Here is a 26,011-nt window from a genome sequence, read left to right on the forward strand (position 1 = left end):
AGTTGGGTGCCGTCATCTCCGCGTAGCCCATTACCGGAGACTCGCTCGCCCACGAGCAGGGGGTTTGACATGATTACCAGCGATCTATACCTGGACTTCGACATGCTCCGCGCCACCCGGGACAACATCAGACAGATCGCCGATCTGATGGAACGGCCATGTCAGGCCATGGCCGAGGCCGACGGGACGGCGATGGGCGTCTCGCGTCTCGTCAACCGGATGGATGACTTCGGAGGCGAGTGGGAGTACGGCATCTCGCAGCTCGGCGAGTTCGCCGAAGAGGCCGCAGCCGCCCTGGACGAGGTGATCCGCGCCTTCCAGGGGATCGACGAGGAGCTCGCGTCCTCCCTCGGACCCAGCGCCCCGGGCAACAGCCCGCATGAGGTGGTCGCCGTATGAGTTGGTCCTTACCAGCGGCTCCCTCGCCCGAGCAGGAGGCGGACTATCCGGCCCTGGGCTTCGTCCCCTGTCCTGGCGATGAGCCCACCGCCACGGGGATCGCTCAGGACGTGCGACAGACCGCCACCACCCTGAGCGACATCGTGTTCCTGCTCAGCGGAACCGCCGGCCCCGGACAGTGGCGCGGGCGGTCCGCCGAGGCGTTTCGCGAGAGCTTCGACGACGACTTCCGACCCAAGGTCGAAGCGGCGCGCGATTCCTTCGCCGTCGCTGCCTCAGCGTTGGAGGACTGGTCACGCTATATGCCGGGGGCACAGAACCGTGCCAGAAACCTGGAGATCGAGGCCCGCGAGGCCGCAAACCGCGGTGGACGCTCTGCCCTCCCCCACACCGGTGAACCCGTTCGAGGAGATGCCGGAAGAGGAGCGCGAGGAAGCCATGGCCCGGTTCCGTCGGCAGGAGGTTGACCAACAGGCCGCCCAGCAGCGCCTTGAGGACATCCGCAGCCGGGCGCTCGCACTCGCCATGGACTACACCGAATACGGCGAGTCGATCGCGGAACGACTGAACAGCGCCGGCGACATCGCGCCCAACAAACCAGGCTGGCTCTCGCGCATCGGCGACGCCATCGGCGACGTCATCAACGCCGTCACGGACCTCGCCCAGGAAGTCCTGGAGAACGTCGCCCAGTGGATCCGGGAGAACGCCGCGAAGATCGCGGTCATCGGGGACATCCTGATGACCATTGCCGATGTGTACTCCACCGTGGGCAACGTGCTGCGGAACGTCGCCAGGTTCATTCCGATCCCACAGGTCAGGGGTGTCGTTCTGGCCGTCGCCAGAGGCTTCAAGATCTCCGGCTGGACGATGCAGTTGGCCGGCCTCGGTGCCTACGGCGTGGCGGACTGGGGCGGCGCCGATGTCCAGTACCCCTGGGAGGACATCGACTGGCCCTGGCTGGAGATGCCGTGGGAAGGCGAGATCGAGACGCGGGAGGTCGACATGGACCAGTTCTTCGTCCAGGGTGCTCCTCTTGAGGCCAGCGCCGCCGACGCGGAGACGACCGCGTTCGTTCCAGGCGCCTCCGCCCGGCAGGTGCTGTCCGAGACGGTTGCCGACCAGAGCCATGTCGAGGCACTGGGGCTGGCCACTATGCCGACTCCCAGCCCTGTCGCGATACCGGAAGTCCCGCTCTATCAGGGCTTCGACCGCGCGTGGCATGACCGGGAGGCGGCGTAGTGCAGGCTCTCTTCGAAGTTTCGGAAGCCTACACCGGCATGCCCGCGGGAATGACCGCCGAGGGGACCGCTGACTACCTGCGGCGCGAGTTCGACGCCCGCGGCGCGGGGGAGCATCCGGTCGACAACGAGTTGGTACGTCCGTTCCACGCGCTTTCCGGTCTCCTGCGCGCCACCGGCACGCTCTTCGCAGGCAGCGCGCTGCGCGAGATCAGCGGGGAGCGTTCCACCGCCACACTGGTCGTCGCTACGCACAGGTTCTCCTACGGAGAGAGCGCCCGGGTCGCCGCCGAGGGGGCAATGCACTCCCTCGTGGCAGCCAAGGGCAAGGGGTGGACCGGAGGTGTCTACGACCTGCCGTGCGGTCCAGCCGCCGTGGTCACCGGTGGACACGCCTACGACGTGCCCTGGCAGGACAGCTCCAGGGAGCCGTTCGTGCTGCGCGTCGCCGAACTCCAGGCGTACGTCCCGGTACCGACATCGCCGTCGCTGACCGATCAGTACCTCCTGACGGTCTCCTTCAGCACACCCCAACCAGCGCACTGGGAGACGTACATGCCATCCGTCGTGCGCCTGCTGCGCAGCATCGCGTTTGTCGCCGGCCCGGTGGAGGACGGGAGAGCTCATCCGACGCAACGCCCAGGGCCGCCGCCGGCCAACTGACGAACGTCATGACGTGATCAGCGGCCCGCGGTACGGCCGCGTGCCCTACGGAGGATGCTCAGATGCCAGTCAGCAAACCAGCCATCGTGGAGAACGGCACCCGACGAGCCGCCGAGGCGCACCCAGCCGAACGGCCCTGGGTCACGTTCCAGGCCACCTCAGGGGAGTTGGGCGAGACGCTCTCCTGGGCGACGATCTTCGTCTGGGCGCTGTCCCTCTACGAGACGCTCGTCGAACGCCTCTACACCGTCGTCCTCACCGACCACCACGTCCTCTTCATCCGCACCGGCCGCGTGTTCCACCGCGTGAAACGCGTCAAACACACCATCCCCCGCGCCCAGTTCCTCAGCACCTTCAGCGACCTGAGGTGGGACGGCTACGGCGACGCCGAATTCCGCTACCAACTCCCCGGAAGACGCCGCCCCAGCAAGATGCGCGTCATCTCTCTCTGGCAGCGAGAACTCCACTACTTCCTCACCAGCGTCGGACAGCAGCAGCCCCAACCCCCCTACCAGCAGCAGCCGTGGCCACCATCGGCCGGTTGACGCCGCCGCTGGGCGCGGCCCATCAACCCGACGCGGCACAAGGATCCCTCGACTCAAGGCGGCGCCGTGGTGCGGATGACGCTCCTTCGTCAGCTGGTCTTGCGTCAGGACCGGGCAGACGTTGAGAGGTTCGACGCGCACTTCCGCAGGGCGACGGCGAAGCTGGCGGGGCGGACCGGGACCGGCAACTCGCCGATACGGTGGTGTCGCGTCGCACCTTCAACCGGGTGGACGGCCGGTGGGTTGAAGCGGTTTCCCAACGGGATACGCGGCGGCTACCGGTGCGACTGTTCCAGGAGCCGGCGGGGCCGCGTCTGCTGGTGGGTCCTCCCCACCCGATCGGGAGTGCTCCTGGTTCTGCACCGCTTCCGGGAGGGGCACTCCCCTTCGACTCGACACCGGCACCTACAGCGCATCTCTCCCACCCTCGATCGAGCGGATCCCGCCCAGCAAAAAAGCGAGCCGAAGACCCGCGGGGACAACGTTTGACAACCGCACAAGCGAAGCTGCTCCACTTCGAGGTGAACGGCTTCGGAGAAACATCCATCTGCCCTCGCCAGGGGCTCCGCCCGCACCGCAGAACCACCAAGGTGCGGTTGCCGCCCGCAGAGGATCCCGCACCCACAGGTCGCTGAACAGCTCCCCGCCCGATGCCCCTCTCCGCACTTGGCGCTGGCAGCCCAACACCGGCAACCAACCAGCCCGACAGAAATAAAGTGCAGGCAGAAAGAAGTTCGTCAGACTTCAGCTTTTGGGCGCGCCGCCACCAACGACATCGTCGCCCCCGAAGGAATGGCTACGTCTGCGCCCTCCCGGGGCACTGCGAAACGCCTTGCTCCGTCAGGCAAGACTCCGTCGCATCCGGTTCCACGACCTCCACCATCCGGTGGCCACCGTCCCTCTGGGGAAGGGAGTGGAACTCGTCCTGATCAAGAGGAGGCTGGGCGGCGGAGAGAACGCGGCGGTTGATCGGACAGTTCATGCCGGCCCTGCTTCTCCCAGAGGCCCGCATACCCCACACGTTGTTGCCTATACCCCCTAATTAAACTTGCTTTTCCCCAGGGACGCTCTGAGCATGAGCCGCTGCATCACCTGCACCTGCTCATCACGCGAAAGCAAGTCCAAGCAAGAGAAATCTTGATGAGAGATTCCCAAACGATAGCTCTCCTGTCCCCCGTACTGCCAAAAAATGCAGATCCAGGCTGGGTCAGGTGACTCTTCGTACTGAATGGGAGTGATCGCACACCAGGCATCCTGACTCACCGGGACATATCCGCGTCCGATACGGCTGTCGCCTCGCTTCTTTGCCTCCTCGATCAGCTCTGCGATCTCCAGTGGGGTAGCACGTCTGGGGCGGGCGGGCACCGGCCAGCCCACGGGGGATGGGATACGCCGCTCGAAACGCATACGAAGGCGTCGGAATCTCACGAAGCGTCGTCCCATCTGTCGCCGAGCACCAGAATCTCCGTGTCGGGCGTGATCCCCGGATGTCGTGGGTTGTTCATCCGAGAGAGCGCCTCGTTGATCCGATGGTTTCCCTGTGAGACCGAGTCCTCCCCCAGCGTGACCACATGACCGATGCCGTCCGGGTCGTTGATGGCTTCGAGGAGCTGCTCGTCACCCATGCTGCGCATGATCCCCTCCTTCATAGGGTCAGTTCCTATGTCGGGAAGTTCAATCCCTTCCAGGTCTCCTAGCCGTGTCGGTGTACGGGCCGCACGCATCTGCTGATCGACAGCCTCCTGTCGGACCCTGTCACCACCGAACCAGGCTCTCATCCGGCCTCGGAAGCCACCGTAGGGCGACAGGCCGAGCGGATCGACGAAAAGGTGCGGGTTGTATGGGTACGTGAACGGGTTGGGGGCCGGTTCCAGGCCGAGCGGGTCGGGTGAGAGGAAGCGTGCCACCGCCGGGTCGTAGTAGCGGTAGCGGTTGTAGTGGAGTCCGCTTTCGAGGTCGTGGTACTGGCCCGGGAAGCGCAGCGGAGTGTACGCGTGGCTTTCGGCCGGCCAGGCCGTGACTCCCCAGAGCGTGGCGCGGGCGCGCCAGGCTATGCCGCCGTTCTCGTCGACGAGTTCGGTGGGCGTCCCGACCTGGTCGGTGACAATGCCGAAGAACCGGCTGTCGAGCTCGGCCCCGGAGAGGGAGTCGACCCGACGTTCGGCCTGACTCAGGACGTGCCCGTTCTCGTGCTCCCAGGAGAGCGTGACCGTGCTGTTGGTCGTCCCGTCCGTTCTGGACTCCTCGACCAGGGTCTCGCCGTCCCAGGTGAATACGGTCATCTCGGCGATCTCGTCCTCGTCGGCGCCGAGGGTCTTGGAGAGCCGTCGCCCGAAGGGGTCGTAGTGGTAACGCCAGCACGCACCGGTCGGCGTGGTCAAGGAGGTGAGTCGGTCCTCCGCGTCCCACGCGTAGTACCAGACACCGTCCGAGGTGTGCTTCTCGACGAGCCGGCCAACGGCGTCGTACGCGTAACGCGTGGAGCCCGCTCGGGTGAGCGTGGTGCCGTGACTCGTCCGGTCGCCGGAACTGTCGCTCCCCGCCTGGCGAACCGGCCAGGTGGCGTGTGCCTGGTCGCCCAACGCGTTGTAGGCGTAGCTCTCGCTCCAGTTGGGCGCCTGCACGCTGGTGATGCGGGAGGCGGTGTCGAGGGTGAAGGTGACGTCACCACGGAGGAGGTCGTCGACCTCGGTCAGAGCGCCGTCCGCCCGGTAGCCGTAGTCACGGCGCTGAACGGTGCCCGTCGGGTTCAGCAGGGTTTGGTTGACGAGGGTGCCGTCCGGCCCCCACTGCTGGGCGAGGGTGAAGCGTTCCCCGAGGCTGCGGGAGAGTTGCCTGCCTCGTCCGTCGTGGGTGAAGGTGAGGGCCCGTCCGACGGTGGTGAGCCCGGTCAGGTTGCCGGCGGCGTCGCGCTTGTACCGGCTGTGGGCGCCACCAGGGGTGATCCGTTCCACGCGCTGCCCCGCGGCGTCCAGCGCGAAGCGCAGGACATGGCCATTGACGGTCTCGGCGGTGACTCGTCCCAGCGCGTCACGCTCGAAGGCGACATCGCAATCAGGGGCGACGGCGCGCAGCAGCGCTCCGCCTGGGCTGTAGGTGTACTCGGTGACGACGTCCGCCACCGTCTTCGTCGCCGTGCGCCCTGCCGCGTCATAGGTGTAGGCGACGCTCTGGCCCAACGCGTTGGTTCGTTCGACGATGCGTCCGAGCAGGTCACGGCGGAAGGTGACGCGGCGCCCGTCCCAGTCCTCCTCCGCGACGACCCGGCCGTTGGCGTCGTACTCGTACCGCCAGACAAGCCCGTCCTCCGCGGTGACGGAGACGAGACGCAGCGCGGAGTCGTAGGTGAAGGAGTGCCGGACGCCATCCGGTGTAGTGCGAGAGGCCGGAACGTCGAAGTGCGTGTACTCGTACGAGGTGGTCTGGCCGGCGGCATCGGTGTGCCGCAGGCAGTTGCCTTCGCCGTCGTAGTCCCATGTCTCCGACGATCCGTCCGGACGCGTCAGGCGGGCGGGCTTCCCGTCCAACGCCCACTCGGTGCGGGTGATCGCGCCGAGCGGGTCCACGACTTCTGTGCGTCGACCGAAGGCGTCGTACCGCTGAATGGTGCGATTACCCAACGGATCGGTGATCTCGACCGGCAGCCCCGCGTCGTTGCAGCGAATGGTCGTGGTGGCCCCGAGGGGATCGGTGACGCTCGCGAGATGCCCGAGATCGCTGTAGGCGTAGTGCGTCACGACTCCGGACGGATCCGTCACGCTCGTGCAGTTGCCCCGCTCGTCGAACCGACGCGACCACTGGGCGCCGTCCTCCTCAGCCACCGTGACGACGCGCGCCACGGGATCGGCCTCGAATTCGACCGTCGCGCCGTCAGCACTGGTTTCGGAGAGAGGCTGCCCGGCCTCGCTGTAGGCGTACCTGCTGATGCCCCCCGCAGCGTCGATACGTGCGGTCACGCGGTTCCGCGCGTCGTACTCAGTCCTGGTGATGCCGCCGCAGGCGTCCGTCTCCGCAACGACCCGACAGGAGTCGTCGATGACAAAACGCCGCACGGAGCCGCCGGCGCTGGTGGAGATGGTGACGCGGTGGTCGGGCCAGGCCGCGTCCTGGATGTCGTAGGCGAAGGCCAACGACAGATGGTCTTCCTCACCCCGCTGCGCCACGCATCGATCCCGCTCGTCATAGCGGTAGAAGTACGAACGGCCATTGCTGTCCGTCCAGGACGTGACCCGGAGCCGCTCGTCATAGCTCAGCCGGAATGACGCGTCGGACGGCCCGACGACCGCGACGAGGTTGCCTGCCTCGTACTCGTAGCGACGGATCGTCGTGAGCGAGCCGTCATCCGGATCAACCAGCTTGAGCGCGGTGACACGCCCCTCGTCGGTGGTGAGCCGCAACTCGTAACCCGCCGAGTGCCGGATGCGTGTCGGCGTCCCGTCCTCGTCATGAAGGAAGCTGGTCGTCGCACCGTTGCGGTCGGACAGGGACATCAAAGGAGCGATGCCGCGCTCCTGGCTCGCGAAACGTCTGACATGCCCCGTCAGCGAGTCGGACACCGTCCAGCCGCCGTCCGACTGCCTTCTCAGCGCAAGGGACGACCCTTCGTCGGGATAGACGGGAACGTCGGGTTCCGGCGGCATGGGATAGACGAGCAGCAGCCCGTCCTCGGTGACGAACACCACGCCCTCGTCATCGATCTCAAGACGCTGGTCGACGGTGGACGCCCAGGAAGGGCCGAACCACCGGCCCGCGTGGTATCCCGACTCGACCCGACGACGGAACGCCAGCGGCAGAGTACCGGGCAGCACCAGGTCGGTCTGGGGCAGATACATGGCGCCCGTGGCCATGTCCACGGGGTCGGTCGCCACGTTGCGCACGATGTCCCGGGTGCGGTTGTAGGCACCGCGCGCCCCTTCGGTGACCATGCGGCGACCGCTCCTTGCCGCACCGCGCAGTCCCTGGGACATGCCACGCAGCCCGACCCTGCCGGCAGACCGGAGACCGCGTGCCAGGCCGGCGGCCGTCGTGATCCCCTTCATCCCGGGGATACAGTCGAGCGCGGCGAACACGACGTCGAGCAGCCCGACCTTGCCCTGGGCGAACTTGACGAGGGTGTCGGCGAGGACGACGAGGGCGGCGGCCAGCACCACCCACGCCAACGGGCCACCGATGATCATCACGACGAGGCCGAGGACCGCCACGATCACCTTGCATGCCTCGACGAAGGTGTCCCAGTTCTCCGTCACCCAGTTGATGGCCTTCTCCCACCAACGCCGGTTCTGAATACCGGCGTCGGAGGCTTCATCAATGCCCTGCGCGCACTGCCGGGCAGCTTCCTCGCGCATCTCCTGTGCGTCCTGGGCGAGTTGGCGTGCGGCGGAGAGGCGTTCCTCAGCGTCATCGACCCGTCCTTGGGCGGCGGTCGCTGCCGCGTCGGCGGCCTGCCGATCCCGCGCCGCGTCCCGCACCTCCGCCTCATCCGGCGGCTCGACGTTCTCCCACTCCCCCGCCCGCTGAAGCCGCTCCGCCTCCTCACCGGCACGGCCGACCCAGTCCGTCGCGTCGCCGAGGGCCGACTGGGCGCTACCGAGGTCGACTTGGGCGGAGATCGCCCGGTCCAGCGCGCGATCCGCCATCCCCTGAGCCGCCTGAAGCTTCGGCCAGTAGGCACGCAGCGCCCCCGCACAGAGGGAATAACTCTGCTCCAGCTTCGTCAGATTGCCCGGAACCCCGTCGAACTCGCCACGGAAGGCATCCGCCGAAAGCCCCGCCCAATCCAGGACAGCACGCTCGGACGCCAACCCACGGATCCTGCCCAACGCCTCCCCGACATCGTCGGCGAACACCTGTAACTCGTCAGCCAGCTCCCGTACTTCCTCCGGGTCACCAGGCGTTGGATCCCGCTCCATATCCACCGGAGACCAATCAGACGGACGCCCCACCAAACCCCACCCCCACGAACGTTCGACCACCGCGAAGTTACCCCATGCTCATGTGATCTATCAATGAGTCACCGAAGGGTGACGTGGACATCGCGGGAGGCTTGTCTCCATGTCCCACAGCGGACTACAGGACGGGGCGCCTCCGCGCGTGCGGAGAAGACCAACCCGCCCCGGCCGCGCAACTCGTGAAGTTCGGAACACCTCCGCGTGTGCGGAGAGGGCCCGGCGGCAGCACCGCACGAGACCTATGTCGCCGGAACACCTCCGCGTGTGCGGAGAGGAAACTTTCTGACCTGCGGCGTTAGAGCGGCTTCATCGATTCTTGACTCTCCTTCCGGAAGCCGATCAGCGTCAACCCGTCGAAGTCCAGCGGGTGTCGGCGACGCGTTCCCGCCGTGCGGAGGGAGAAGCCCTGTTCGTTGGCGTCGGGGTAGGCCAGGACGGCCAGGCCGTCGGCGATGCTGGCGGAGACCGAGGTCCACAGTTCGTCGCGGACGCGGGCCGAGACGGTGCCGACGTAGAGCTGTGGGGTGACTTCCAGCAGCCAGCGGCTGAGGGCGCCCCGGAGGTGGTCGGGGACCGCCGTCGCCGAGATCATGATCATGGATGCCATGGGTGCGGCCTCTCGTCTCTCATGTCTCCGCCCCCGTGGTTGACCCCGCCGGGGATGGCGCCGGCGATGGGATCCCAGAGGTCGACGAGCTGCTCGTCGGGGTCCTCGATCTCGTAATCGCCCGCCGGGTCCAGCAGTTGTTGGATGTCGGCGACGATGCGCGGCAGCAGCTTGAACAGCCGCAGTCCGTCCCGGAACGAACGGCGGGCCTGGGCCTCCGGGTTGGTGGAGGCGTGGAGCGAGAACGCCAGTGGGATCGTGAGCTGCGCCTTGTACAGGTCGGCGACGTCGTACACGAACGCCTGCTGGTTGCCGCTGTGGACATAGCCGAGCGCCGGGGAGCAGCCCAGGGCGACGATGGCCGCGTGAACGATCCCGTACAGGCAGGTGTTGGCTGCCGAGAGCGCGAGGTTCACCGGGTCCTGGTCCTCCCAGGACTCCGGGTCGTAGTTGCGGCGGAAACGGCCGATCTTGTACTGCTTCGCGAGGAGTTGGTAGTGCGCCTTGACCCGCGCGCCCTCGAAGCCGCGCAGTTGGAAGAGCGAGGCGTCGGCCGGGACCGTTCCGCTCCCGAACCGCTTCTCGTACATCGCCCGCGCGACACCCAGGCGTTGTCCGTCGTCCGCCCAGGCTCGGACCTGGCGCTCCAACCAACTGGTGGTGAGGGAGTCCGGCAGCGTCGCCGCGTAACAGCGGACGCCGCCGGAGCCCACGACCAGAACCGTGGTCCCGTGGCGAGCCAGGGTGGACAGGGCCCGGGCGGTGATGGACGTCCCGGGGCCGAGCAGCACGCAACTCAGCGCGGCCGTGGGCAGGTAGACGGTCTCGGTGCCGTGGCGTTCGCTGGTGATCTCCGCGCAGACGCCGGTGTCGTCCTGCTGCACACGGACGACGTCGAGGTACAGGAACGACAGGGAGTCGGCGATGCGCGGCAGCATCGCGACCGTGGGCGCGGCCAGTCGGCGCCGTGCCTGGCCGGGGGTCTGCGGCGCGACCGTCATGACGCGCCCCCGGCCGGTGCGATCGTCAACAGCCCACAGCCGTAGGACTTTGCGCGGCCAAGGCCCGCGATGATCCGTTTCCGCAGCTGGTCCGCGTCCGTGATCGTCGCGATCCCGTCGAACTGGGTGCGGTGGTGCCGCATGTGCTGCTTCGCCGCCTCGCCCGAGGTGCCGCGCGGGCCGCGCACCGTGTCGACCGGGTGGGAGAGCACGCTTTCGACGTCCAGGCCGGCGGCGGTCGCCTTTCGTTGCCACCACTCGTCGGCGACCCGCCCGCTCAGCGGCACGACCGCCTTCAGCTGATACAGCTCGCGGGTGGTCGCCCCGGGGCGGCGCACGGCGTTGGCCACGCAGCGGTAGCGAATCCGGCGCCCCGGCTTGAGCGCGTCGAGCAGCGGGTCGAGGGGCCTGCTCCGCAGCGCGCCGTAGCCCTCGGGCAGGCGGGCGGGATCGGGCTCGTGGGCGCTCTGGACCAGGACGGCGTACCCCTGGGGTGTGTCCTCGACGCGGAACAGCACGCCGAACTGGGCGCGCGCGTCGTCGCCCTCGGTCTCCGGGAAGAGGGACATCACGCGTCGATGCAGGTTGATCGCCGCTTTGCTGCTCCCCAGGTCGGCTCGGACCGCGCGGGAACGCGGATTGAGCGTGAGTCGGCTGAGCCAGACGGTCACGGGGTCACCCCTTCCTCGGACGGCGCCCGATACTCCGCCAGGTGCTTCTCCAACACGACGAGGTAGGGGGCGCCCAGCCCGGCGAACCTTTCCTCGGGAACGGCGACGGTGCGGCGGTAGAGCGGACGCACCCGGTAGGTCCGCCGTTTCGGGTGAAAGGAACGGGGGTCGTCGTTGATCGTGCTGGTCGGCCGCGCGGATTCGTCGGCCGGAGATGACGCCCACTCGTCGGGTACCGGCAGCACGTCCAGGGGCTGGTCGGAGAGGAAGACGAGGTTCAACGGCCCCGCGCCCCTGACACGTTCGGCCGAGACGGGCAGCCTGACCAGCTCCTCCAGCGGGCGCTCGCTCTGCGCCAGCAACACAGGACCCTCGGGCGGGCAGGAGCGCCGACCGAGGTAGAACGGCCAACGCGGCTCGCGGAGCGCCTCGGCGTACCGGCTCAGGGCCTCCGCGTCCGGCCCGCCGGGAGTGCTCGTCAGCGCGGCGGTGAACACCGCGTCGGCGAGGTACGCGCGCCGGCTGAGCAGGGTGGCGGTCGCCCCACCGCGCTTCTTGCCCTCGGCGGTGGTGACGGTGTCGCGGTTCGGCAGGCCGCCGCCCACCGTGTGCAGGTCGGTCATCATGACGCCCGGCCGGTCCTCGCGCACGGTCAGCGAGAGGGCCGTCAGGTCGTCCAGCGGCTCGCCGCGCTTGCGGCCGAGGGCGGCGGCGAGCATCCCGATGACGCCCGAACGGGTCGGAAAACGCGCGGTGTCCCGATCCGTGAAGTGGCTCTTCTCGCCCCAGGACTGGAGCGGACCGGCCAACCGCAGCAGCAGACCCGGCCGGCCTTCGGCTTTCGAGCTGGTCACGAGGAGACCTCACCGGTCTTCTCGCCCAGGGCGCCGCGCAGCGTGGCCTCGACCAGCTCCTCGATGCCGTCGTACCGGTCCCCCACGTGCTGGGCGTCCTCGTGCCCGATGCTGGTCCAGCCGGAGGCCAGCAGTCGCCGGCTTCCCAACATCTTGTTGGCCTGCGCCGCGTACGCCGTCAGCCGGGCGACGGAGGGCTCCTCGAAGCCCTCACCGCGCGAGGACGTCACCGGCTTCTCGAAGGCGGCGGCGAAGGAGAGCGGGCGGTCGGCGCGGACGGCGAGATGGATGAGCCCGGGAGGGGTGTACGGGGCGGTGGAGTTCTTCTTGGCGCCGGGCAACGACTCGACGAACGTCGCGAGGAAGGCGCCGGTCAGCTCACGCACGCTCGCGGGGTCGTCACCGAGGTTGCCCGCCAGCTCCTCCAGGTCGATGGTGGCGAAGCGGTAGAACGTGCCGGCGCTGTACTGGCCGTGCCCCATGTGACCGCTGCCGGTGGCGTCGTTCCACTCCTGGCTGATGTCGTCCACGGCCGAGAAGTAGTCGAACTCCACGTCGGTCTCGTGGGTGGTCATCGCGTGTGCGACCTGGACGGCGCCGTCCACGCCGGCGTCGTCGACCTCGGCGAGCATGCGGCCGAAGAGGTTGATCACGCCGTTGCGCGCCTTCAGCACACCGTCGATCGTCGGCTGGGGCAGCACGCTCTTGTCGGCGGGCTTCTTGATGTCCTTGGCGGACTCCAGCTTCTCGCGGTGTTCCTCGGCGATGTCCGCCAGCTCGCGCACGGCGGTCTCCGGGACGTACACCAGCGCGTTGGTGAACACCTTGTTGGGGACGACCACCTTGGCGTCCTTCTTCGCGGCGCCGCCCTCGGCGCCTTCCTTCTGCTTCTCCTTCGCCAGCTCGAACTTGATGCTGCTGCCGGCGGCCACATGGGCGCCGCCGCGTTCCGCGAGAGGCAGCGGCCAGCCGCGCGTCTCCGCCAGCTCGCGCGTGACGCGCTCGCCGATCCGGCGCGTGCGGAGGGCTCGTTCGCCGATCTCCTCCTGGAACTTCTCCCGCGCCGCACGCTTCCAGGACTGGCTACTCACCCGTGTGCGCTGGGCGTTGCCGTACTGGACGGTCTTCACCGAATTCGTGTCGTCCCTGTTCAGGTTGGCGAAGGGGACCGACTGGAGCACGTGGATGTCGATGAAGCGAGCGGGACGAGGTGTTGCGGACACGGTCTTCTCCATGCTGCTGTTGATGGCTTCGAAAGGTCTGGAAGGCGGGCGCCTAGCGCGGGTGAGGGCCGCCGTCGGGCCGGGCTATTCCGGGGACTCCTCGGTGGAGTCAGGGGTGGAGCCCTCGTCTCCGCCGGCCTGGTTCGCGTCGCGGTGACGACGGCGGTAGTAGTCCTGGAGCCAGCGCCGGGCGATTCGCCCGGAGTGGTCCGGCCAGGCGATGAGGTCGGCCAGAAGCTGCGCCCAGTCGACGGGAACGTCGAGCTGACGGAGATAGAGGACGGACGCGGGCAGGCTCCGGTGAATGCCGCTTGCGCCCTGTCGGGTGAGCATGTTCAACCGACTCTCCGCCGCGCTCTCCCTCATCTCCCGGTCCCTGCCGGGGGCTTCCGCCACGGCCTCGGCGAAGGCGCTGCCCAGGCTGGGCCCCCAGCGCTCGGGGGCCTCGGCCGGCACGGCGGGCTCGGCCTCGTCGCCGGCGGGGGCGTCGGTGGAGTCGGGGCCGCTCTCGGGGCGCTGGACGCCGTTGTCCGAACGCTCGGCACTCGCTCCGTCCGGCGCCCCGTCCTCGTTCTCGTCTTCGTCGTCCTCGTTCTCGGCGGCCCGGGGGCGGGAGGCGATCAACGCGGCGACGGTGAAGTAGGCCCGCTGGGTGGCGTCGGAGGCGTTCTCCGGCAGCCATGGGGCGATGTAGCGGTTCATCGCGAAGGTGCTGCGGTTGTTGATGTTCTGCCGAAGACCGGCTCGGAGTGCGACACGGGCGCCCGGGTTCTCGGAACAGGTCCGGTCGATCCAGGTCACGTACTCGACGAGCTTCTGACGGTGCTTGGCCGCCCGGTCGGGCTTCGGCGACTCGGTGGTGATCATGGTCTGTTTCCCCTCCTTCTTGGTCTTGTTGGTTCCGCTGAGCTCTTGTCAGCTGTCAGCTCTGCGTCTGGCTTTTCCCGGGAGGCCGCCGTAGGCCGACGCGTGCCTCGAACACAGCCTTGGCTCCTCGTTGGCTCCCGGTGATGCTGCGCGTGACCTCGTCGTAGGCGTTCTCCGCGAGACGGAGAAAGGCTCTACGGGCTTCCTCGAAGTCGAAGCCCGGGTCGATCCGTTCGGGATCGCGGCTCAACTCCCGGAAGACCGCCCAGAACTGGTCCTCCGCTCCGGGCCAGTACCGGGCGGCGGCGGGCGTCGTCCACGCACTCGCGTCGCTCTTGGGATCGCCCATGTATGTTCCCCAGGCCCGCTTCAGCGTCCTGACCAGACGGAAGCCGTAACGTTCGCCCAACCTCTTCAGCTCTGCAACGGGGTAAGCGATCCGCGGGACCCGCTCCTCCACGAATCCGAGAACCGGCGGCGTGGAGCCGTCGACGAACTGCGTGTCCTTGGCCTGCCCGTCCTGTTCGAATCCCAGGGCGCGCACCCGGAGTTTGACCTCCTCGGGCATCTCGGCGGCCGAGGCGAACACCTTCGGCCGCGCGGCCTGAGCGGAACCCCCCGGCTCAGCGAGCAGCAACGCGTCCAGGTCCCGCCAGAGCGCGCGCCGCGAGTCCGCTGGGCGCGGGTAGCGGTTCCCCTGCTGACTGATCTGCCAGATCAGGAAGTCGTCGTCCCTGGCCATGCGTCCCGCCCGGTTTCCCCAGGTGATGTACGCGTCGCGCACCAGGGTCGGCGTGCCGTGGCTGTCGCGCGAGTCGTCGTCCGGTACGAGCAGGAGCGCGTGTTGGGAGCGGCCGGTCAGCCGGGAGCAAGGCCCTACCGGCTCCCTCGGCACCGCGGCGGGGTCGGGCAGCTCCGCCAACTCCCAGGGGCAGTGGTCCTCATCGAGCCGGTCGCGTGGATCGGGCGGCACAAGGCCGGCCAGCAACGTCTCGAAGAGCGTCTCGCCCTCCGGGTGGTATGACAGGGCGGTCCGAAGCGGGCCAGCTGTCCCGCTGGCGGTCTTCTCCCCGTCCACCTCGCGGGCGGAGCACCGCCCGGAGGGCCCCCAGTAGTGCCACACCAGCAGGTTGAGAACGGCCTCCGAAACCGTCGGCAGGTCCGGCCTCGCGTCCGAATTGTGGCGGAACCAGGCGTGGTTGTTGCCCGCTGGCCGCGTCACTACCAGCTTGTTGACCCCGGCGGTCTTGGCCGGGTCGCACTGCTTCTCCAGCCTCGGGTCCTGCATCCACGGGCGTCCCCCCTCGGGGTCGAACACGCGGAAGCGGTGCACGTAACGGTCGGCGTACTCCGCGATCCCGTCGACCGGCAGCCGACCGTCCTCCCATACCTGTTGACGCCGATCGGCCCAGTCGTCCTCGGATGTGCCCACCCTGTCCAGGCCGGTGACGCGCACGGTCAGCGCGTACAGCACGCGCAACAGCGCGGAGTGCGCCGGCGGGTCCACCACGGCCAACCCGGCGATCTCGTGGGCACGGCGCAACAGCTCGGCGAAGCCGACCTGTTCCGGTAGGTCCTCTGTCGCGGAGTCCTCTGCGGGTGGGATCCAACGCACGGGAATCCAGGAGGTGTTGAGCAGGCAGCATCCGCCCGGGGACATCGTTTTCTCCTCATGAGGATGGCGGGTTCCAGAACTCCGACGACGGGCAACGGCGGGTGCGTAAACACGGGGCCGTCACTCAACCACTCAGCTCAAGCCCGACGTGAGAGCTGGAGAGAACGCCGCTCCCGACCTCAAGGCTCCAGGCGCCGCCACCGGCGGGCGACGTCATGGGAAGCAGTACCAACTGCCGTAGCAGCGTCTGCTTCTCCCAGCTCGCGGGCCGTATCTTGAGGCCGCCCGCCTCGCGTGCCCACTTGCCCGGGACCGGGGTCACGAACTGCATGAGCTGACGCACCGAGTCGCGCGACGGCTGCTTGTCCCAGTCGCGTGGCAGGGGGACAGCCCCTTCCCTGTCCAGGGTGAAGTGGTCCGGCGACTGCTCGTAGAGGCAGAGCATCCGGCCGGTGTCCGCGCCGAGGCGGGTTGTCAGGAGGTCCTCCGTGACGCCGACGTCCCGTTTACTCAGCCTGCCGAGATCGCCGTTCACGCCGTCGGGCGAGACCACGTCGACCGTGGTGGCCATGCTCTTCTCGACCATCTCGCGGGCGCTCCGGTCGAGATCCATCCCTTTGAGCTGGCGCAGCGCCGCCTCGTCCAGCCCGTGCGCGAAGTCCTCCGCGTAGACCTCGTCGATGAGGTGCTGGACGTCGTCGGGGACGGTGATCTCGCCTTCGGGGAGTTGGCCGAGCAAGGTCACGGTGCGGACCAGCAGGCTCGGGTCGTAGACCGCGGTCATCGCGCCGGGGAGTCCCGAGGCGCTGGCGCTGCCCGCCGGGGCCAAGACCACCAGGGGTGGGCGATCCTCGTCGGCGAGCCACGTGGGCCGGCCGGACCGCCCCCGGGCGTGGCGGCAGCAGCGGCCGGCGCGTTGCAGAAGTTGGGCCAACGGCGCCAGGTCACTGACGACGAGGTCGAAGTCCAGATCGAGTGACTGCTCGACGACCTGTGTGGCCACCAGAATCGACCCCGGCCGGGCTTCAAGCGACTGGGCGTCCTGGTCGGAGTGCGGCTTGCCATAGGCCGCTTCGCACGCCTCGCTGATCCGTTGGCGCTCGCGGGCGGGGAAGCGGGAGTGCAGCAGTCGGATACCGCCGTCCCGGTCCGCCAGTTCGGGAAACGCCCCGCACAGGTCGCGGTATGTCTGCTGCGCTTCGGCGACGGTCGTGCAGCAGACCAGCGCGGTGCCGCCCTCAGCCGGGATCGGGGCGAGTACCTCGCGAAGGATCGCTCGACGTCCTCCCTTCCGGGTGGGGTTCAGATGCGGCTCCCTTACGTCCCAGGCGACCATCCGGAGATCGACGTCGAGGGTCCGTCCACGCAGCGTGCCCGTGGGGCGTGGCTTGGTTACCTGACCCGTTCGCACGTCCGCGAACAGCCAGCCCGGGTAACAGGGATCGAACTCCAGCGGTTCGGTGAAGCCTGCGCCCCGGCGGTAGGCCTCCACCAGGGAGCCGGCGGCCTGCCCGGTGAGTGTCGCCGAGAGAAGCACCACCGGCGTCCTCATCGCTCCGAGCCATTCGAGAAGACGCACCAGATGCTGCTGCATCCATGGCCCGTAGGCGTGGGCCTCGTCAACGATGAAGACCTTCTCCGACAGCCCGAAGAGCCGGAGCGCGTTGTGCTTGACGGGCAGCATCGCGGCCAGCGCCTGGTCGATGGTCCCGGCGCCGAGAGAAGCCAGCATCGGCCGCTTGGCGCCGCGCAACCAACCGTCGGACTCGATGACCGTGGTCCGCGCCGCGCTGACCTCCGCCAACTCGGAGGGAGCTTCGGGGCCATCCGGCTCGTCGGCGGGACTGTCGGTGTAGACGGGGCTGAGCCACGCCATGGAGTGGAGGAGGGTGAGCGCGCGTTCGCCCGACAGCGCGGCCTTGGCGTACTTCCGCACGCGAGGGAACATCCCGTCGGCCGTCGCCATCGTGGGGAGCGCGAAGTAGAGGCCCCGGGCGTCCGCCGCGCGTCCCAGGACGGACGCGGCGAACAGAGCGGCCTCCGTCTTCCCGTCGCCGGTGGGCGCGGTCACCAGAACGAGCCCCGGCCCCCGTTCCTCGACCAGCGCCGGCAACTGCTCGACGATGTCCCGCTGGAGAGGATTCGGAGAGAAGGGAAAGATCGCGTCGAAGCTTCGCTCGTCGAAACGCGCTCGGCCCAGGCGACTTCTGCCGACGGCGTCCTCGGCTTGGAGAACGGCCCGCGCGAAGTACGCGTCCAACTGCTCCGGGGTGCCGGCCCAGTCGGGTGGGGGGAGAAGCGCACGGACGCTCGACGTCTGGCTGGCCAGCCAGTCGGACACGACCACGAGTCCGGCGACGACGACGGCCAACTCGGCCGGAAGCCCAGCCTTGGGGACGCCGTCGGCCCCGAGGACCCGCCGCACCTCGTGCAGATGGACGCGCCGTTGCTCGCCCCAACCCTCCTCGCCCAACGCCGGTTGGCACTGGCTGTCCAGCAGCAGATCCCTCCGCTTGAGCACGCCGCCGAAATGCCCGTGGTGACCGCCGAGAAGCTGAGCCACCTGGTGAGCAACGGACCTGCGACTCATGGCGTGATCCGGATAGCCAATCTCGGCCAGCAGACCGACCAGCGCCCTGTGGGTGGCCATCTCGTGCCGGAACTCGCGCTGCTTCTCGGCCCCTTGACTGAATCGGTACGCTGGCTCGCCACTCAACCGTGCGAACGCGGCCTCGACCTGCGCCTGGAACGGCGGGGTGATCTTCCCCAGGTCGTGCAAGGCCGCCCAGAACGCCGTGACTTCGCGCGCCGCCTCGACCGTGAGACCGAGCGCCACGGCGATACGGGCCCGCATGGTCTCGCCCAACACCGTGTCCCACAGCACGCGGTACACCGCCCCCGTGTCCAGCAGGTGACACACCACCGGGTACGGCCGGTCCAGCCCGTGCTCCTTACCCCACTGCCGGGTGTCCAGGGCCGTGCACGTCGCCACTCTGAGTCGCTCTTCAGTCACGTGGGTATCGAAGCAAGCGCCACTGACAGTCGGACCCTCCGAAGCGGGTTCCGGACGCCGACGGGCGCCCGGCAGCGACCAACTTCCGGCCATACGTGGAAAGACCGCCATGCGGGCATTACCGCCTGAATGATCATGCACACTCGCCGTAACCAGCGGTGAAGCGCCCGCAGCGCCATCAACGAGCGCTACGGACGATCTTCACCGCCGTCGCTTTCGAGACAAACGCCAGGGAAAGTCGCCTCCTGCCGCCGCCGTCCGGAAAACGCCTCTATCGCACGGTCGTTGCTCTATAGCCCCTGTGCGCGACGCGCCTCGCCGACAACGCCGGCGTCCACACTTCGGAGCCCGGCACGGCGCAGCGGGCGGCCCTAGACTTGCGGGCATGGAAAACAGGACCGGCCTGGGGCCTGCGCTCGCCAATGGCAAAGGAATGGCAAACCGCCCCTAACGCCACAGGTCAAAAAGGGTGCTCTCCGCGCGAGCGGAGGTGTTCCGGTTCACGGCCAGACTCCGGTGGTGAGGGCGACGTGCTCTCCGCGCGAGCGGAGGTGTTCCGTCGGCCGCGTGCGCGACCGCCGACCCGGAGGCGTGCTCTCCGCGCGAGCGGAGGTGTTCCGGACCAGATCACCGCCGCCGACGACTTGGCGCAGTGCTCTCCGCGCGAGCGGAGGTGTTCCGTCCACCGGCATGGCCCGCGCCGAGCAGCGCACGTGCTCTCCGCGCGAGCGGAGGTGTTCCGGTGGAGCGCCTGATACTTCGCCTTGTCGCCACGTGCTCTCCGCGCGAGCGGAGGTGTTCCGTTGATCGCCTGCTGCTCGACGTTGGCGTAGGTGTGCTCTCCGCGCGAGCGGAGGTGTTCCGATGCTCCACCCCCTTCCTGGCGCCTCGGCCCGGTGCTCTCCGCGCGAGCGGAGGTGTTCCGCAGCTCCACGCTGGGGATGTCCCACTGCATCGGTGCTCTCCGCGCGAGCGGAGGTGTTCCACGGCCTGGTGGCGTTGCTCAGCGGCCGGCGCCGTGCTCTCCGCGCGAGCGGAGGTGTTCCGAGGCCGAGTCGACGCAGCAGGCCGCTGGGGAGGTGCTCTCCGCGCGAGCGGAGGTGTTCCGGGAGACGGTAGGGGAGAGGTCAGGGGAGACGGGTGCTCTCCGCGCGAGCGGAGGTGTTCCGCTCAGGAACCCTGCGGAAGGCCGCGTGCCGGCGTGCTCTCCGCGCGAGCGGATGTGTTCCGAGGCCGCCGCCAGCGACCCGGCGGCGACGTGGGCGCTCTCCGCGCGAGCGGAGGTGTTCCGACGATCAGCAGTTAGCTTTGTCCACGAGAACGGACAGCGGATGTTCACCACTTCGGGAGGCGCGAGCGCTTCGAACGGTCAGTAGCCTGGGGCATGCCGGAGGCGCCGCTTCTCTCTGCTCACCTTGGAAACGCGGAACTGTGACCGACGGCGGCAAGAAGCTCGAAGGGGAGTTCTCGGTCCCCCTGGCCGATAGTGAGGCCGAGCCAACGGCCAGTAGACGGCACCCGCCAGACCTGCATGTCCACGGCGACGTTGCACAAGTAGCTCAACGGCTCGGGCGCCTCGTTGTCGGGGTAGCCCGGGTCGTCAAGCCCGAGATAGGGCCGCAAGTCGACAGTCTCTGGGGCACCCCAGCGTCCAGTGAGAACGACAGCCAGCGCGGCAAGGTCGGCCGCCAGCTCCTCTTCGGCCGCGGCGACGATCTCGGTGCTCCGGTCTTCCCAGAAGTCCTGGCTCTCACGGAGCACCGCCAGGTGGAAGCCGGGCCCGCCCCACTGCCCGTTCGCTTCCGGTCGGCCCTCCTCGTCAGGGAAGGGCCGAAGGATCAAGCCATCAACTATCGACAACTGGTCGCCGGCGTGTTTTGCGGACGGCTTCTGAGGGGGCATGGCCGAAGCCTAGCTTCGCGGCCCAGTCGCTACGGTCGGACCATCGGAGCAGCTCGTCCCGCATCACAAATATCGAACAGAGCCTGGGTCAGCTGCCTCCCGAAGCGGTGAACATTCGCTGTCCGTTCTCGTGGACAAAGCCACGCCTGGACCTGGACCACTACCTGGAAGTCCTGGTCCGCAAGCCTGGCGCCTTCCCTGGCTCTACCGCTCTCGAACAAGCCCGCTCGGCAGGCAGGTTCACCCCGGTCCACGACGGTTGGTGGGACCAGGCCCGCAAGATCCATGGCGAGCGGGACGGCACCCGGGCACTGATCGAGGTCCTCCTGCTGGGGCGTCACCTGCCCCACGAGCATGTTGTCGCCGGCCTGGCCGCGGCCCTGCGGGCCGGTGCCATGACCGCAGACGCCGTCGCTCTGGAGGCACGCAAGGCCGCCCAGGCGGAGACGGAACCCACCCCTGCGGTTGGCCAGCCGGTTTCCGGCAAGCCGTCTGCGACGGTGACGTCCCTGCACGAATGGCGGCTCGCTCACCTTCCTCCGGACACCAGGCCGCTGCCTTCGGTGACCCTCTATGACCAATTGCTCCGACGCCGCCGCACCAGCGGCGGTGACCACCGTGAGGGAGAAGCCCAACGATCACCCTGCCCCGCCAGCGAGGCTTGACCGAGCAGGCCGCCGACGCCGCCATCGACAGCGCCTGTCGGCTGCTGCGGCTGCCGTCGATCCGCAATGGGTTCTCCGACATCGCCGAGCGGGCGCTGAAGGACCAGATGAGCTACCTGGGCTCCCTCGCAGAGCTGCTGATGGCCGAGTGCGACGACCGGGCCCGCCGCCGTTCGGAGCGGCGGATCAAGGCCGCCGGCTTCCCGAGGGAGAAGTCGCTTCGGACCTTCGACTTCGACGCCAACCTCAACATCGACGCGGCGACGATCCACACCCTGGCCAGCTGCGAATGGATCAAGAAGAGCCAGCCGCTCTGCCTGATCGGTGACTCCGGCACCGGCAAGTCCCACATGCTCATCGCGCTGGGGACCGAGGCCGCGATGAAGGGCTACCGTGTCCGCTACACCCTCGCCACGAAACTGGTGAACGAGCTGGTCGAGGCCGCCGACGAGAAGCAGCTGAACAAGACCATCGCCCGTTACGGCCGCGTCGACCTCCTCTGCATCGACGAACTCGGCTACATGGAACTTGACCGCCGCGGCGCCGAACTCCTCTTCCAGGCGCTGACGGAACGCGAGGAGAAGAACCGCGTCGCCATCGCCTCGAACGAGTCCTTTGGCAAAGCGCACATGTTCCGGCGAACCCGCGCGAGGTGCTGTCGAAACTTCACGGGTTCAACCGGAGGGCGATACGGTTGCGGTCACGGCGTTGGGTATCAGTGCGATCAGTTGCTGAGACCAGCAGTCCGATTGCTGGGTGGCAAGCTCGGCTCCGCAGGCATCGCAGACGAGGTTGGGGCCGTCCAGGCCGTCGAGTCCGCAGCATCCGTTGAGGCGCCCATGGTCAGGGTGTCTGGCCACTCCCGAGATGTCGTCGGGGTTGAGGACGAGCACGCCGGTGTGAGGGCTGGCCGCATACGACCCCCGTGGCATCAGCGGTGGCAGGAACCTGCGTCCCGGGGCTTCCTCTGTGGACGCCGGCGGCATCGGCAGTTCTCGGAGGTCAGGGCTGAGTCGCTGCTGACAGTTCATGCAGAAGAAGGCGGTCATGCCGTAATTCTGTATGATCCTCCAGCGCTGTCGCTCGTCAAGGACGTGGGAAAGATAGGCAGTTGAGGCCGGACTTCGGCGCCGTGCAGCAGGGCGAGCATGCCCACGAGTGCCTCGTGCGGGTGCACGCGCTCGTCGGTTGTCCAGCGCCAGAAAAAAATCGCGCTGTTAGTCGAGGGCGAGGGTTCTGCCGCGGAAGCCGTTCGAGCGCCTCGCGGTCAGGTTCCGGGTCGGATCAACCAGCACGATGCGCTGAGCACGGGCGAGGCGGAAGAACTGCCGCAGCACGGTCAGCCGCCGCTTGCGGGCCCTGGGCAACTTGGCCAGGAACGCTTACGGGAGGCGTCGAAGGCGACGACGGCCTCGATCTCAGCCGACTTGCGGGCCTGCAGGAACCGGTGGAAGCCCTTGAAGATCTACACAAACTCGCGCCGGGTCGACGTCTTGCGGCCCTGCACCGCGAGATCGCCGACGACACGGTCGATGTCGTCAGGCGTCACCTCCCCCGCGGGCCAGCCCAGAGCCGTGAGCGTCCGCTCCAACAGCCCGATGTCGTTGTCGACGGTCACCGGGCTGAACCCGCGGGCCTGCCACGAGGCGACAAACGCGTCGACACATATGGCTTGGAACTGCCACGGATCCGAACTCAGCGGCCCCTCGACGGCCCCGCTCGCAATGACCTGCATTCTCGCCTCCGCCACCGGCACACCTTCCTCGCAGCTGAACGGTCAAGGCAGCACCTCGGAAACCGGGGTGCTACCGCGAGAACCAACGAGGACCCCTGGAGACGGATACGACCAGGTGACAGCGACAACTCGTGTGAGGGAACAAGTGCCAGCCCCAGATGAGTGGAAGCAGACCTTCAACGATCCCCGCCTCTGCGCGGCCATCGTCGGCCGGCTGGCGTTCAACGGCACCATCATCGAGACCGGCACTGACTCCTACCGCCTCGCCAGCACCCGGGCACGGGCCGAGGAGCCGGCGAAGGCCGGCCGAGCTCAGGGCGACCAGACATACGGTGTCGTTCTTGTGACTGTGTGTAGGCCCAGGCGGGTGAGGATCGGGGCGCTGTCGGCTGAGGCGTCGACGTAGATGTAGGGGACGTCGCGGGCAGCAGCGAGTTGGGCTCGGTGGGCGACCATGGCCCGGTAGATGCCCTGCCGACGCCATTCCTTGAGCGTTGAGCCGCCCCAGAGCCCGCCGAAGTCGACGCCGTCCTTGAATACCAGCCAGGCGGCGCAGACGACTTCGGTGCGTGCCTCGGCGACGAGGACGATGGTGTTCTCTGGGGCGTTTTCGATCCGGGCGGTCAGGTCGTCGGCGAGCCAACTCCGGTTTTCGCCCCAGACGGTGCTCTCCATGGCGACGATGCGGTGGAGGTCTGATCTGGCGGTGACACGGCGGAGGGTCACGCCGTCGGGCAGGACGGGTTCGGCGGCAAGGGCTGCGGATTGCCCGATGAGCACGGTCTCGCTGTCCTCGGCGACGAAGCCGGCCGCCGTGAGTCGGTCGGTGAGGTCGGCGGGCAGATCATGGGCGCGGGTCTTCCATTCGACCGCCTCGCCACGGGCAGCGTAGAAGTCACGCTGCCGTGCTATGAGCGTGTCGAGCTCTTCCCCGTACACACCGAGGTCGTGTGGGCCCGTGACGAAGCCACGATGCCAACCGACGACACGGGTCAATGGGCCGTCCTTTTCGATGCGGGCGCTACCGCCAGGCGGGGTGACACCACGGAGTTGGGCGTCATATGCGCTGCGGAGTTCGGTGATCAGAGTGGCCTTCACTCGAACACCGTACGGACCTGGTCAAGTGACCAAACGCCGTTCGAAACCGCACGAACATCAAGGGCTGCACTCTCTCACTGCCGCTACCTGCCTCCACGGTCAGCCGCCCTGCGGGTGGCTGACCGTCCCCGCGTTCGCATCCACGCAGTGCCGTCATTTCTCATCCATTTTCCAGAGCCGGTTGATCACCAACTGCCTCCGGAAAACGTCGACAAACGCCGTCCTTGGAGATCAACGAAGCCACCGGCGGCGAGCGCCTCCTGACCGTGCCCAGCAGTCCACCTCCGCTCGCGCGGAGAGCACGTCCCAGGGGTTCGGGGGCGGGTCGGCAGGTTCGTTCGGTTCGGCGAGGGCCGCGGCGCGGGTGGTGTCGGCGTGGGTGCGGATGGTGTGGATCTCCTGCTGGATGGTGGGCCAGTCCGGGTGTTCGGTGAGTGGGGGGAGTTCGACGAGGACCGGTGGGAGGTTGCCCGCGAGGAGCAGGGCCTGGCCGGTGGTGGTTTCCAGGCGACTGATCTCATGGGCGCGGAGGACGGGTTCGCGGTCCTGGCTGACGGCGCGGCTGCTGCCTGGTGGTCCGCCGCGTGCGTCACGGGTGAGGGTGGTTGAGGTCTTGAACACCTCGGCCGTGCCGCACAGTTCTTGGAGATCGCGCAGGAGGGAGACGTCGTGGGAGCCGCCGAGAACCAGGGTGTTGTTGGTGATGGCGGCGAGTTCCTTGGCGACGGCGCGCCCGAATCGGCTTTCGGCTGAGGCCCAGGACTGGACGAGGTAGATCACACACAGTCCGCGTCCTCGCCCGTCGGCGACGCGTTGGCGGAGGGAGGGTAGCGGGCGATGTTGGGGGCCTCGTCCAGGGCGGCTACAAGGGGGGGGTCGAGGCGGCGGTGGGGTTTGGTAACGGCCAGCTGTTCGGCGCGGTCCAACACGTCCTCGGTGGTGGCGGTGACCAGTGGGGAGATGCTGGAGTGTTCGCTGTCCTTGCCGAGCAGGTACAACGTGCCGGCCGCGTCCAGTAACTCCTCGATGTGCGTGGCGCGTTCGGGTGGGACGTCGACGGCGTCGATGACGGGTTGGTGGGCGAAGGCGGCGAGGGCGTTGGCGAGGGTGGAGCGGGTGTTGCCGATGGCGCGGTCGTCGCCGGTGGTGGCGTCGAGCAGGTTCTCGGCCCACTCGGGGCCGGCGCCGGGGTGGTGCTGGAGGATCTGGCGGGGTGCGGGGTCTTCGGGGCGTTTGGCCCAGCGCAGGACGTCCCGCAGCAAGGCCCCGTCGAGCGCGGCGGCGTGGAGGAGGCAGGAGAGCCAGGTGCCGGCGAGCTGACGATAGTGGGCGGCTGCCTCGTCCTGGCCGCCCGAGCTACGACTCCGCGCGCCGGCGATGAAGGCGCGGCCCCGCAGTTCGGCGGTGACGGTGTCGGCCGCGCCGTGGATCGGTGACCAGTGCAACGGCTCCTGGCCCGGCACGAGTTCCTGTGGATCGAGGGTGACGACGGGGCCTCGGCGTTGTCTGGCGCCGAGGGTGAGTTCGATGAGGTCGGGCTTGGTGGAGGTGGCCAGCGCGGGTCCCGGCACATCGCGGAGCAGGCGGGCGAGGAAGCGGAATGTCTTGCCCGAGCCCATCGGGCCGATGACGCGGAGGGCCTGGTCATAGGGCGAATACAACGGCATCCGGCCGCAGGCCGGGCGGACGGCGTGCCCGAGGAAGTACCCGTATGCGGTGACCGGTTGATCAACCACCGATCGACTCCTTCGGCAACGAGACCAGCCCAGGACGGACTTGTGCACCGGCGCGGCGGACCGCGGCTTCGGAGAGACCGTCACGGAGTTGCTGCGGGGTGGCGAATCCGGCGTGTGGGGTGGCTGGTTGGGAGCCGGCTCCGGATCGGCGGGTGAGGTAGCCGCGGAGGAAGGCGAGCACGAAGAGCCCGGCGAAGGCCAAGAGCAGGACGCCGAGCGGGATGGGCACGG

20 protein-coding genes, 3 pseudogenes and 1 CRISPR repeat array are annotated in these 26,011 nt (G+C 68.4%); of the genes and pseudogenes, 8 read left to right on the forward strand and 15 right to left on the reverse strand.

What is annotated here, in order from left to right; all coding sequences use genetic code 11:
* Window positions 1–69 precede the first annotated feature (69 nt).
* From K4G22_RS11320 to K4G22_RS11335, 5 genes are all read left to right on the forward strand, one after another.
* Window positions 70–399 (forward strand): hypothetical protein, encoded by a 330-nt coding sequence (locus tag K4G22_RS11320; protein ID WP_228079798.1) that lies wholly within the window; start codon window positions 70–72, stop codon window positions 397–399.
* On the forward strand, window positions 396–866 hold the full coding sequence (locus tag K4G22_RS31935; RefSeq protein ID WP_425336650.1) for a putative T7SS-secreted protein: 471 nt from the start codon (window positions 396–398) through the stop codon (window positions 864–866). The genes K4G22_RS11320 and K4G22_RS31935 overlap by 4 nt, the downstream gene beginning before the upstream one ends.
* Window positions 811–1,638, forward strand: a complete 828-nt coding sequence (locus K4G22_RS11325) for a hypothetical protein (RefSeq protein WP_228079799.1) — start codon at window positions 811–813, stop codon at window positions 1,636–1,638. Before K4G22_RS31935 ends, K4G22_RS11325 begins: the two co-directional genes overlap by 56 nt.
* A 38-nt stretch (window positions 1,639–1,676) precedes the next feature.
* Window positions 1,677–2,300: a hypothetical protein gene (locus K4G22_RS11330; RefSeq protein ID WP_228079800.1), complete on the forward strand. Its 624-nt coding sequence runs from the start codon at window positions 1,677–1,679 to the stop codon at window positions 2,298–2,300.
* Between the two features lie 62 nt (window positions 2,301–2,362).
* Complete coding sequence (locus K4G22_RS11335) at window positions 2,363–2,845, forward strand: hypothetical protein (RefSeq protein ID WP_228079801.1); 483 nt, start codon at window positions 2,363–2,365, stop codon at window positions 2,843–2,845.
* Window positions 2,846–4,269: 1,424 nt separating this feature from the next.
* Here K4G22_RS11335 and K4G22_RS11340 read toward each other — a convergent pair.
* The 10 genes from K4G22_RS11340 to K4G22_RS11385 form a co-directional block, all read right to left on the reverse strand.
* The gene (locus tag K4G22_RS11340; RefSeq protein ID WP_228079803.1) at window positions 4,270–8,754 is read right to left on the reverse strand and encodes a DUF6531 domain-containing protein; all 4,485 of its coding nucleotides are present in this window, start codon (window positions 8,752–8,754) and stop codon (window positions 4,270–4,272) included.
* Between the two features lie 334 nt (window positions 8,755–9,088).
* Window positions 9,089–9,400, reverse strand: a complete 312-nt coding sequence (cas2e, locus tag K4G22_RS11345) for a type I-E CRISPR-associated endoribonuclease Cas2e (protein WP_228079805.1) — start codon at window positions 9,398–9,400, stop codon at window positions 9,089–9,091.
* Window positions 9,388–10,338, reverse strand: coding sequence for a type I-E CRISPR-associated endonuclease Cas1e (cas1e, locus tag K4G22_RS11350; RefSeq protein WP_228084048.1), 951 nt, complete (start codon window positions 10,336–10,338; stop codon window positions 9,388–9,390). The genes cas2e and cas1e overlap by 13 nt, the downstream gene beginning before the upstream one ends.
* Window positions 10,339–10,397: 59 nt before the next feature.
* Window positions 10,398–11,072 carry a type I-E CRISPR-associated protein Cas6/Cse3/CasE gene (gene cas6e / locus K4G22_RS11355; RefSeq protein WP_228079807.1) on the reverse strand — a complete coding sequence of 225 codons (675 nt, stop codon included), beginning with the start codon at window positions 11,070–11,072 and terminating at the stop codon, window positions 10,398–10,400.
* Window positions 11,069–11,926 (reverse strand): type I-E CRISPR-associated protein Cas5/CasD, encoded by an 858-nt coding sequence (cas5e, locus tag K4G22_RS11360; protein WP_228079809.1) that lies wholly within the window; start codon window positions 11,924–11,926, stop codon window positions 11,069–11,071. The genes cas6e and cas5e overlap by 4 nt, the downstream gene beginning before the upstream one ends.
* Window positions 11,923–13,161, reverse strand: coding sequence for a type I-E CRISPR-associated protein Cas7/Cse4/CasC (cas7e, locus tag K4G22_RS11365; RefSeq protein ID WP_228079811.1), 1,239 nt, complete (start codon window positions 13,159–13,161; stop codon window positions 11,923–11,925). The genes cas5e and cas7e overlap by 4 nt, the downstream gene beginning before the upstream one ends.
* Before the next feature lie 72 nt (window positions 13,162–13,233).
* On the reverse strand, window positions 13,234–14,016 hold the full coding sequence (gene casB / locus K4G22_RS11370) for a type I-E CRISPR-associated protein Cse2/CasB (RefSeq protein ID WP_228079813.1): 783 nt from the start codon (window positions 14,014–14,016) through the stop codon (window positions 13,234–13,236).
* A gap of 55 nt (window positions 14,017–14,071) precedes the next feature.
* Window positions 14,072–15,676 (reverse strand): type I-E CRISPR-associated protein Cse1/CasA, encoded by a 1,605-nt coding sequence (gene casA / locus K4G22_RS11375; RefSeq protein WP_228079815.1) that lies wholly within the window; start codon window positions 15,674–15,676, stop codon window positions 14,072–14,074.
* Between the two features lie 79 nt (window positions 15,677–15,755).
* Entirely contained in the window at window positions 15,756–18,644 is a 2,889-nt protein-coding gene (gene cas3 / locus K4G22_RS11380; protein WP_228079817.1) for a CRISPR-associated helicase Cas3', read from the reverse strand.
* 469 nt (window positions 18,645–19,113) lie between these two features.
* A CRISPR array of direct repeats spans window positions 19,114–19,935; the repeat unit is 29 nt; unit sequence GTGCTCTCCGCGCGAGCGGAGGTGTTCCG.
* 119 nt (window positions 19,936–20,054) lie between these two features.
* Window positions 20,055–20,546: a hypothetical protein gene (locus tag K4G22_RS11385; protein WP_228079819.1), complete on the reverse strand. Its 492-nt coding sequence runs from the start codon at window positions 20,544–20,546 to the stop codon at window positions 20,055–20,057.
* A 146-nt stretch (window positions 20,547–20,692) separates the two neighbouring features.
* Here K4G22_RS11385 and K4G22_RS11390 point away from each other — a divergent pair.
* Window positions 20,693–21,211: pseudogene (locus tag K4G22_RS11390) on the forward strand (IS21 family transposase); the annotation flags it as partial.
* Window positions 21,184–21,831: pseudogene (locus K4G22_RS11395) on the forward strand (ATP-binding protein); the annotation flags it as partial. The pseudogenes K4G22_RS11390 and K4G22_RS11395, both read left to right, overlap by 28 nt.
* Before the next feature lie 845 nt (window positions 21,832–22,676).
* Here K4G22_RS11395 and K4G22_RS11400 read toward each other — a convergent pair.
* Complete coding sequence (locus K4G22_RS11400; RefSeq protein WP_228079823.1) at window positions 22,677–22,946, reverse strand: hypothetical protein; 270 nt, start codon at window positions 22,944–22,946, stop codon at window positions 22,677–22,679.
* Between the two features lie 163 nt (window positions 22,947–23,109).
* On the opposite strand from K4G22_RS11400, the pseudogene K4G22_RS11405 reads away from it, so the two are divergent.
* Window positions 23,110–23,250 (forward strand): annotated as a pseudogene (locus tag K4G22_RS11405) (ATP-binding protein); the annotation flags it as partial.
* Between the two features lie 8 nt (window positions 23,251–23,258).
* On the opposite strand, the gene K4G22_RS11410 reads toward K4G22_RS11405, so the two are convergent.
* The 4 genes from K4G22_RS11410 to K4G22_RS11425 form a co-directional block, all read right to left on the reverse strand.
* The gene (locus tag K4G22_RS11410) at window positions 23,259–24,044 is read right to left on the reverse strand and encodes a GNAT family N-acetyltransferase (RefSeq protein ID WP_228079825.1); all 786 of its coding nucleotides are present in this window, start codon (window positions 24,042–24,044) and stop codon (window positions 23,259–23,261) included.
* A 231-nt stretch (window positions 24,045–24,275) separates the two neighbouring features.
* Window positions 24,276–24,824, reverse strand: coding sequence for a TraM recognition domain-containing protein (locus K4G22_RS11415; RefSeq protein WP_265590223.1), 549 nt, complete (start codon window positions 24,822–24,824; stop codon window positions 24,276–24,278).
* Window positions 24,821–25,780 carry a type IV secretory system conjugative DNA transfer family protein gene (locus K4G22_RS11420; RefSeq protein ID WP_228079827.1) on the reverse strand — a complete coding sequence of 320 codons (960 nt, stop codon included), beginning with the start codon at window positions 25,778–25,780 and terminating at the stop codon, window positions 24,821–24,823. The genes K4G22_RS11415 and K4G22_RS11420 overlap by 4 nt, the downstream gene beginning before the upstream one ends.
* Window positions 25,773–26,009: a hypothetical protein gene (locus K4G22_RS11425; RefSeq protein ID WP_228079829.1), complete on the reverse strand. Its 237-nt coding sequence runs from the start codon at window positions 26,007–26,009 to the stop codon at window positions 25,773–25,775. The genes K4G22_RS11420 and K4G22_RS11425 overlap by 8 nt, the downstream gene beginning before the upstream one ends.
* Window positions 26,010–26,011: the final 2 nt, after the last annotated feature.

Origin of the sequence: Streptomyces profundus (genome assembly GCF_020740535.1) — a bacterium.
In the GTDB taxonomy this organism is placed as follows: Bacteria; Actinomycetota; Actinomycetes; order Streptomycetales; family Streptomycetaceae; genus Streptomyces; species Streptomyces profundus.

Coding starts and splice junctions, on each gene's coding strand:
- K4G22_RS11320 (WP_228079798.1), top strand. CDS start 70: ATGATTACCAGCGATCTATACCTGGACTTCGACATGCTCCGCGCCACC.
- K4G22_RS31935 (WP_425336650.1), top strand. CDS start 396: ATGAGTTGGTCCTTACCAGCGGCTCCCTCGCCCGAGCAGGAGGCGGAC.
- K4G22_RS11325 (WP_228079799.1), top strand. CDS start 811: ATGCCGGAAGAGGAGCGCGAGGAAGCCATGGCCCGGTTCCGTCGGCAG.
- K4G22_RS11330 (WP_228079800.1), top strand. CDS start 1,677: ATGCCCGCGGGAATGACCGCCGAGGGGACCGCTGACTACCTGCGGCGC.
- K4G22_RS11335 (WP_228079801.1), top strand. CDS start 2,363: ATGCCAGTCAGCAAACCAGCCATCGTGGAGAACGGCACCCGACGAGCC.
- K4G22_RS11340 (WP_228079803.1), bottom strand. CDS start 8,754: ATGGAGCGGGATCCAACGCCTGGTGACCCGGAGGAAGTACGGGAGCTG.
- cas2e (WP_228079805.1), bottom strand. CDS start 9,400: ATGGCATCCATGATCATGATCTCGGCGACGGCGGTCCCCGACCACCTC.
- cas1e (WP_228084048.1), bottom strand. CDS start 10,338: ATGCTGCCGCGCATCGCCGACTCCCTGTCGTTCCTGTACCTCGACGTC.
- cas7e (WP_228079811.1), bottom strand. CDS start 13,161: ATGGAGAAGACCGTGTCCGCAACACCTCGTCCCGCTCGCTTCATCGAC.
- casB (WP_228079813.1), bottom strand. CDS start 14,016: ATGATCACCACCGAGTCGCCGAAGCCCGACCGGGCGGCCAAGCACCGT.
- casA (WP_228079815.1), bottom strand. CDS start 15,676: ATGTCCCCGGGCGGATGCTGCCTGCTCAACACCTCCTGGATTCCCGTG.
- K4G22_RS11385 (WP_228079819.1), bottom strand. CDS start 20,546: ATGCCCCCTCAGAAGCCGTCCGCAAAACACGCCGGCGACCAGTTGTCG.
- K4G22_RS11400 (WP_228079823.1), bottom strand. CDS start 22,946: ATGCAGGTCATTGCGAGCGGGGCCGTCGAGGGGCCGCTGAGTTCGGAT.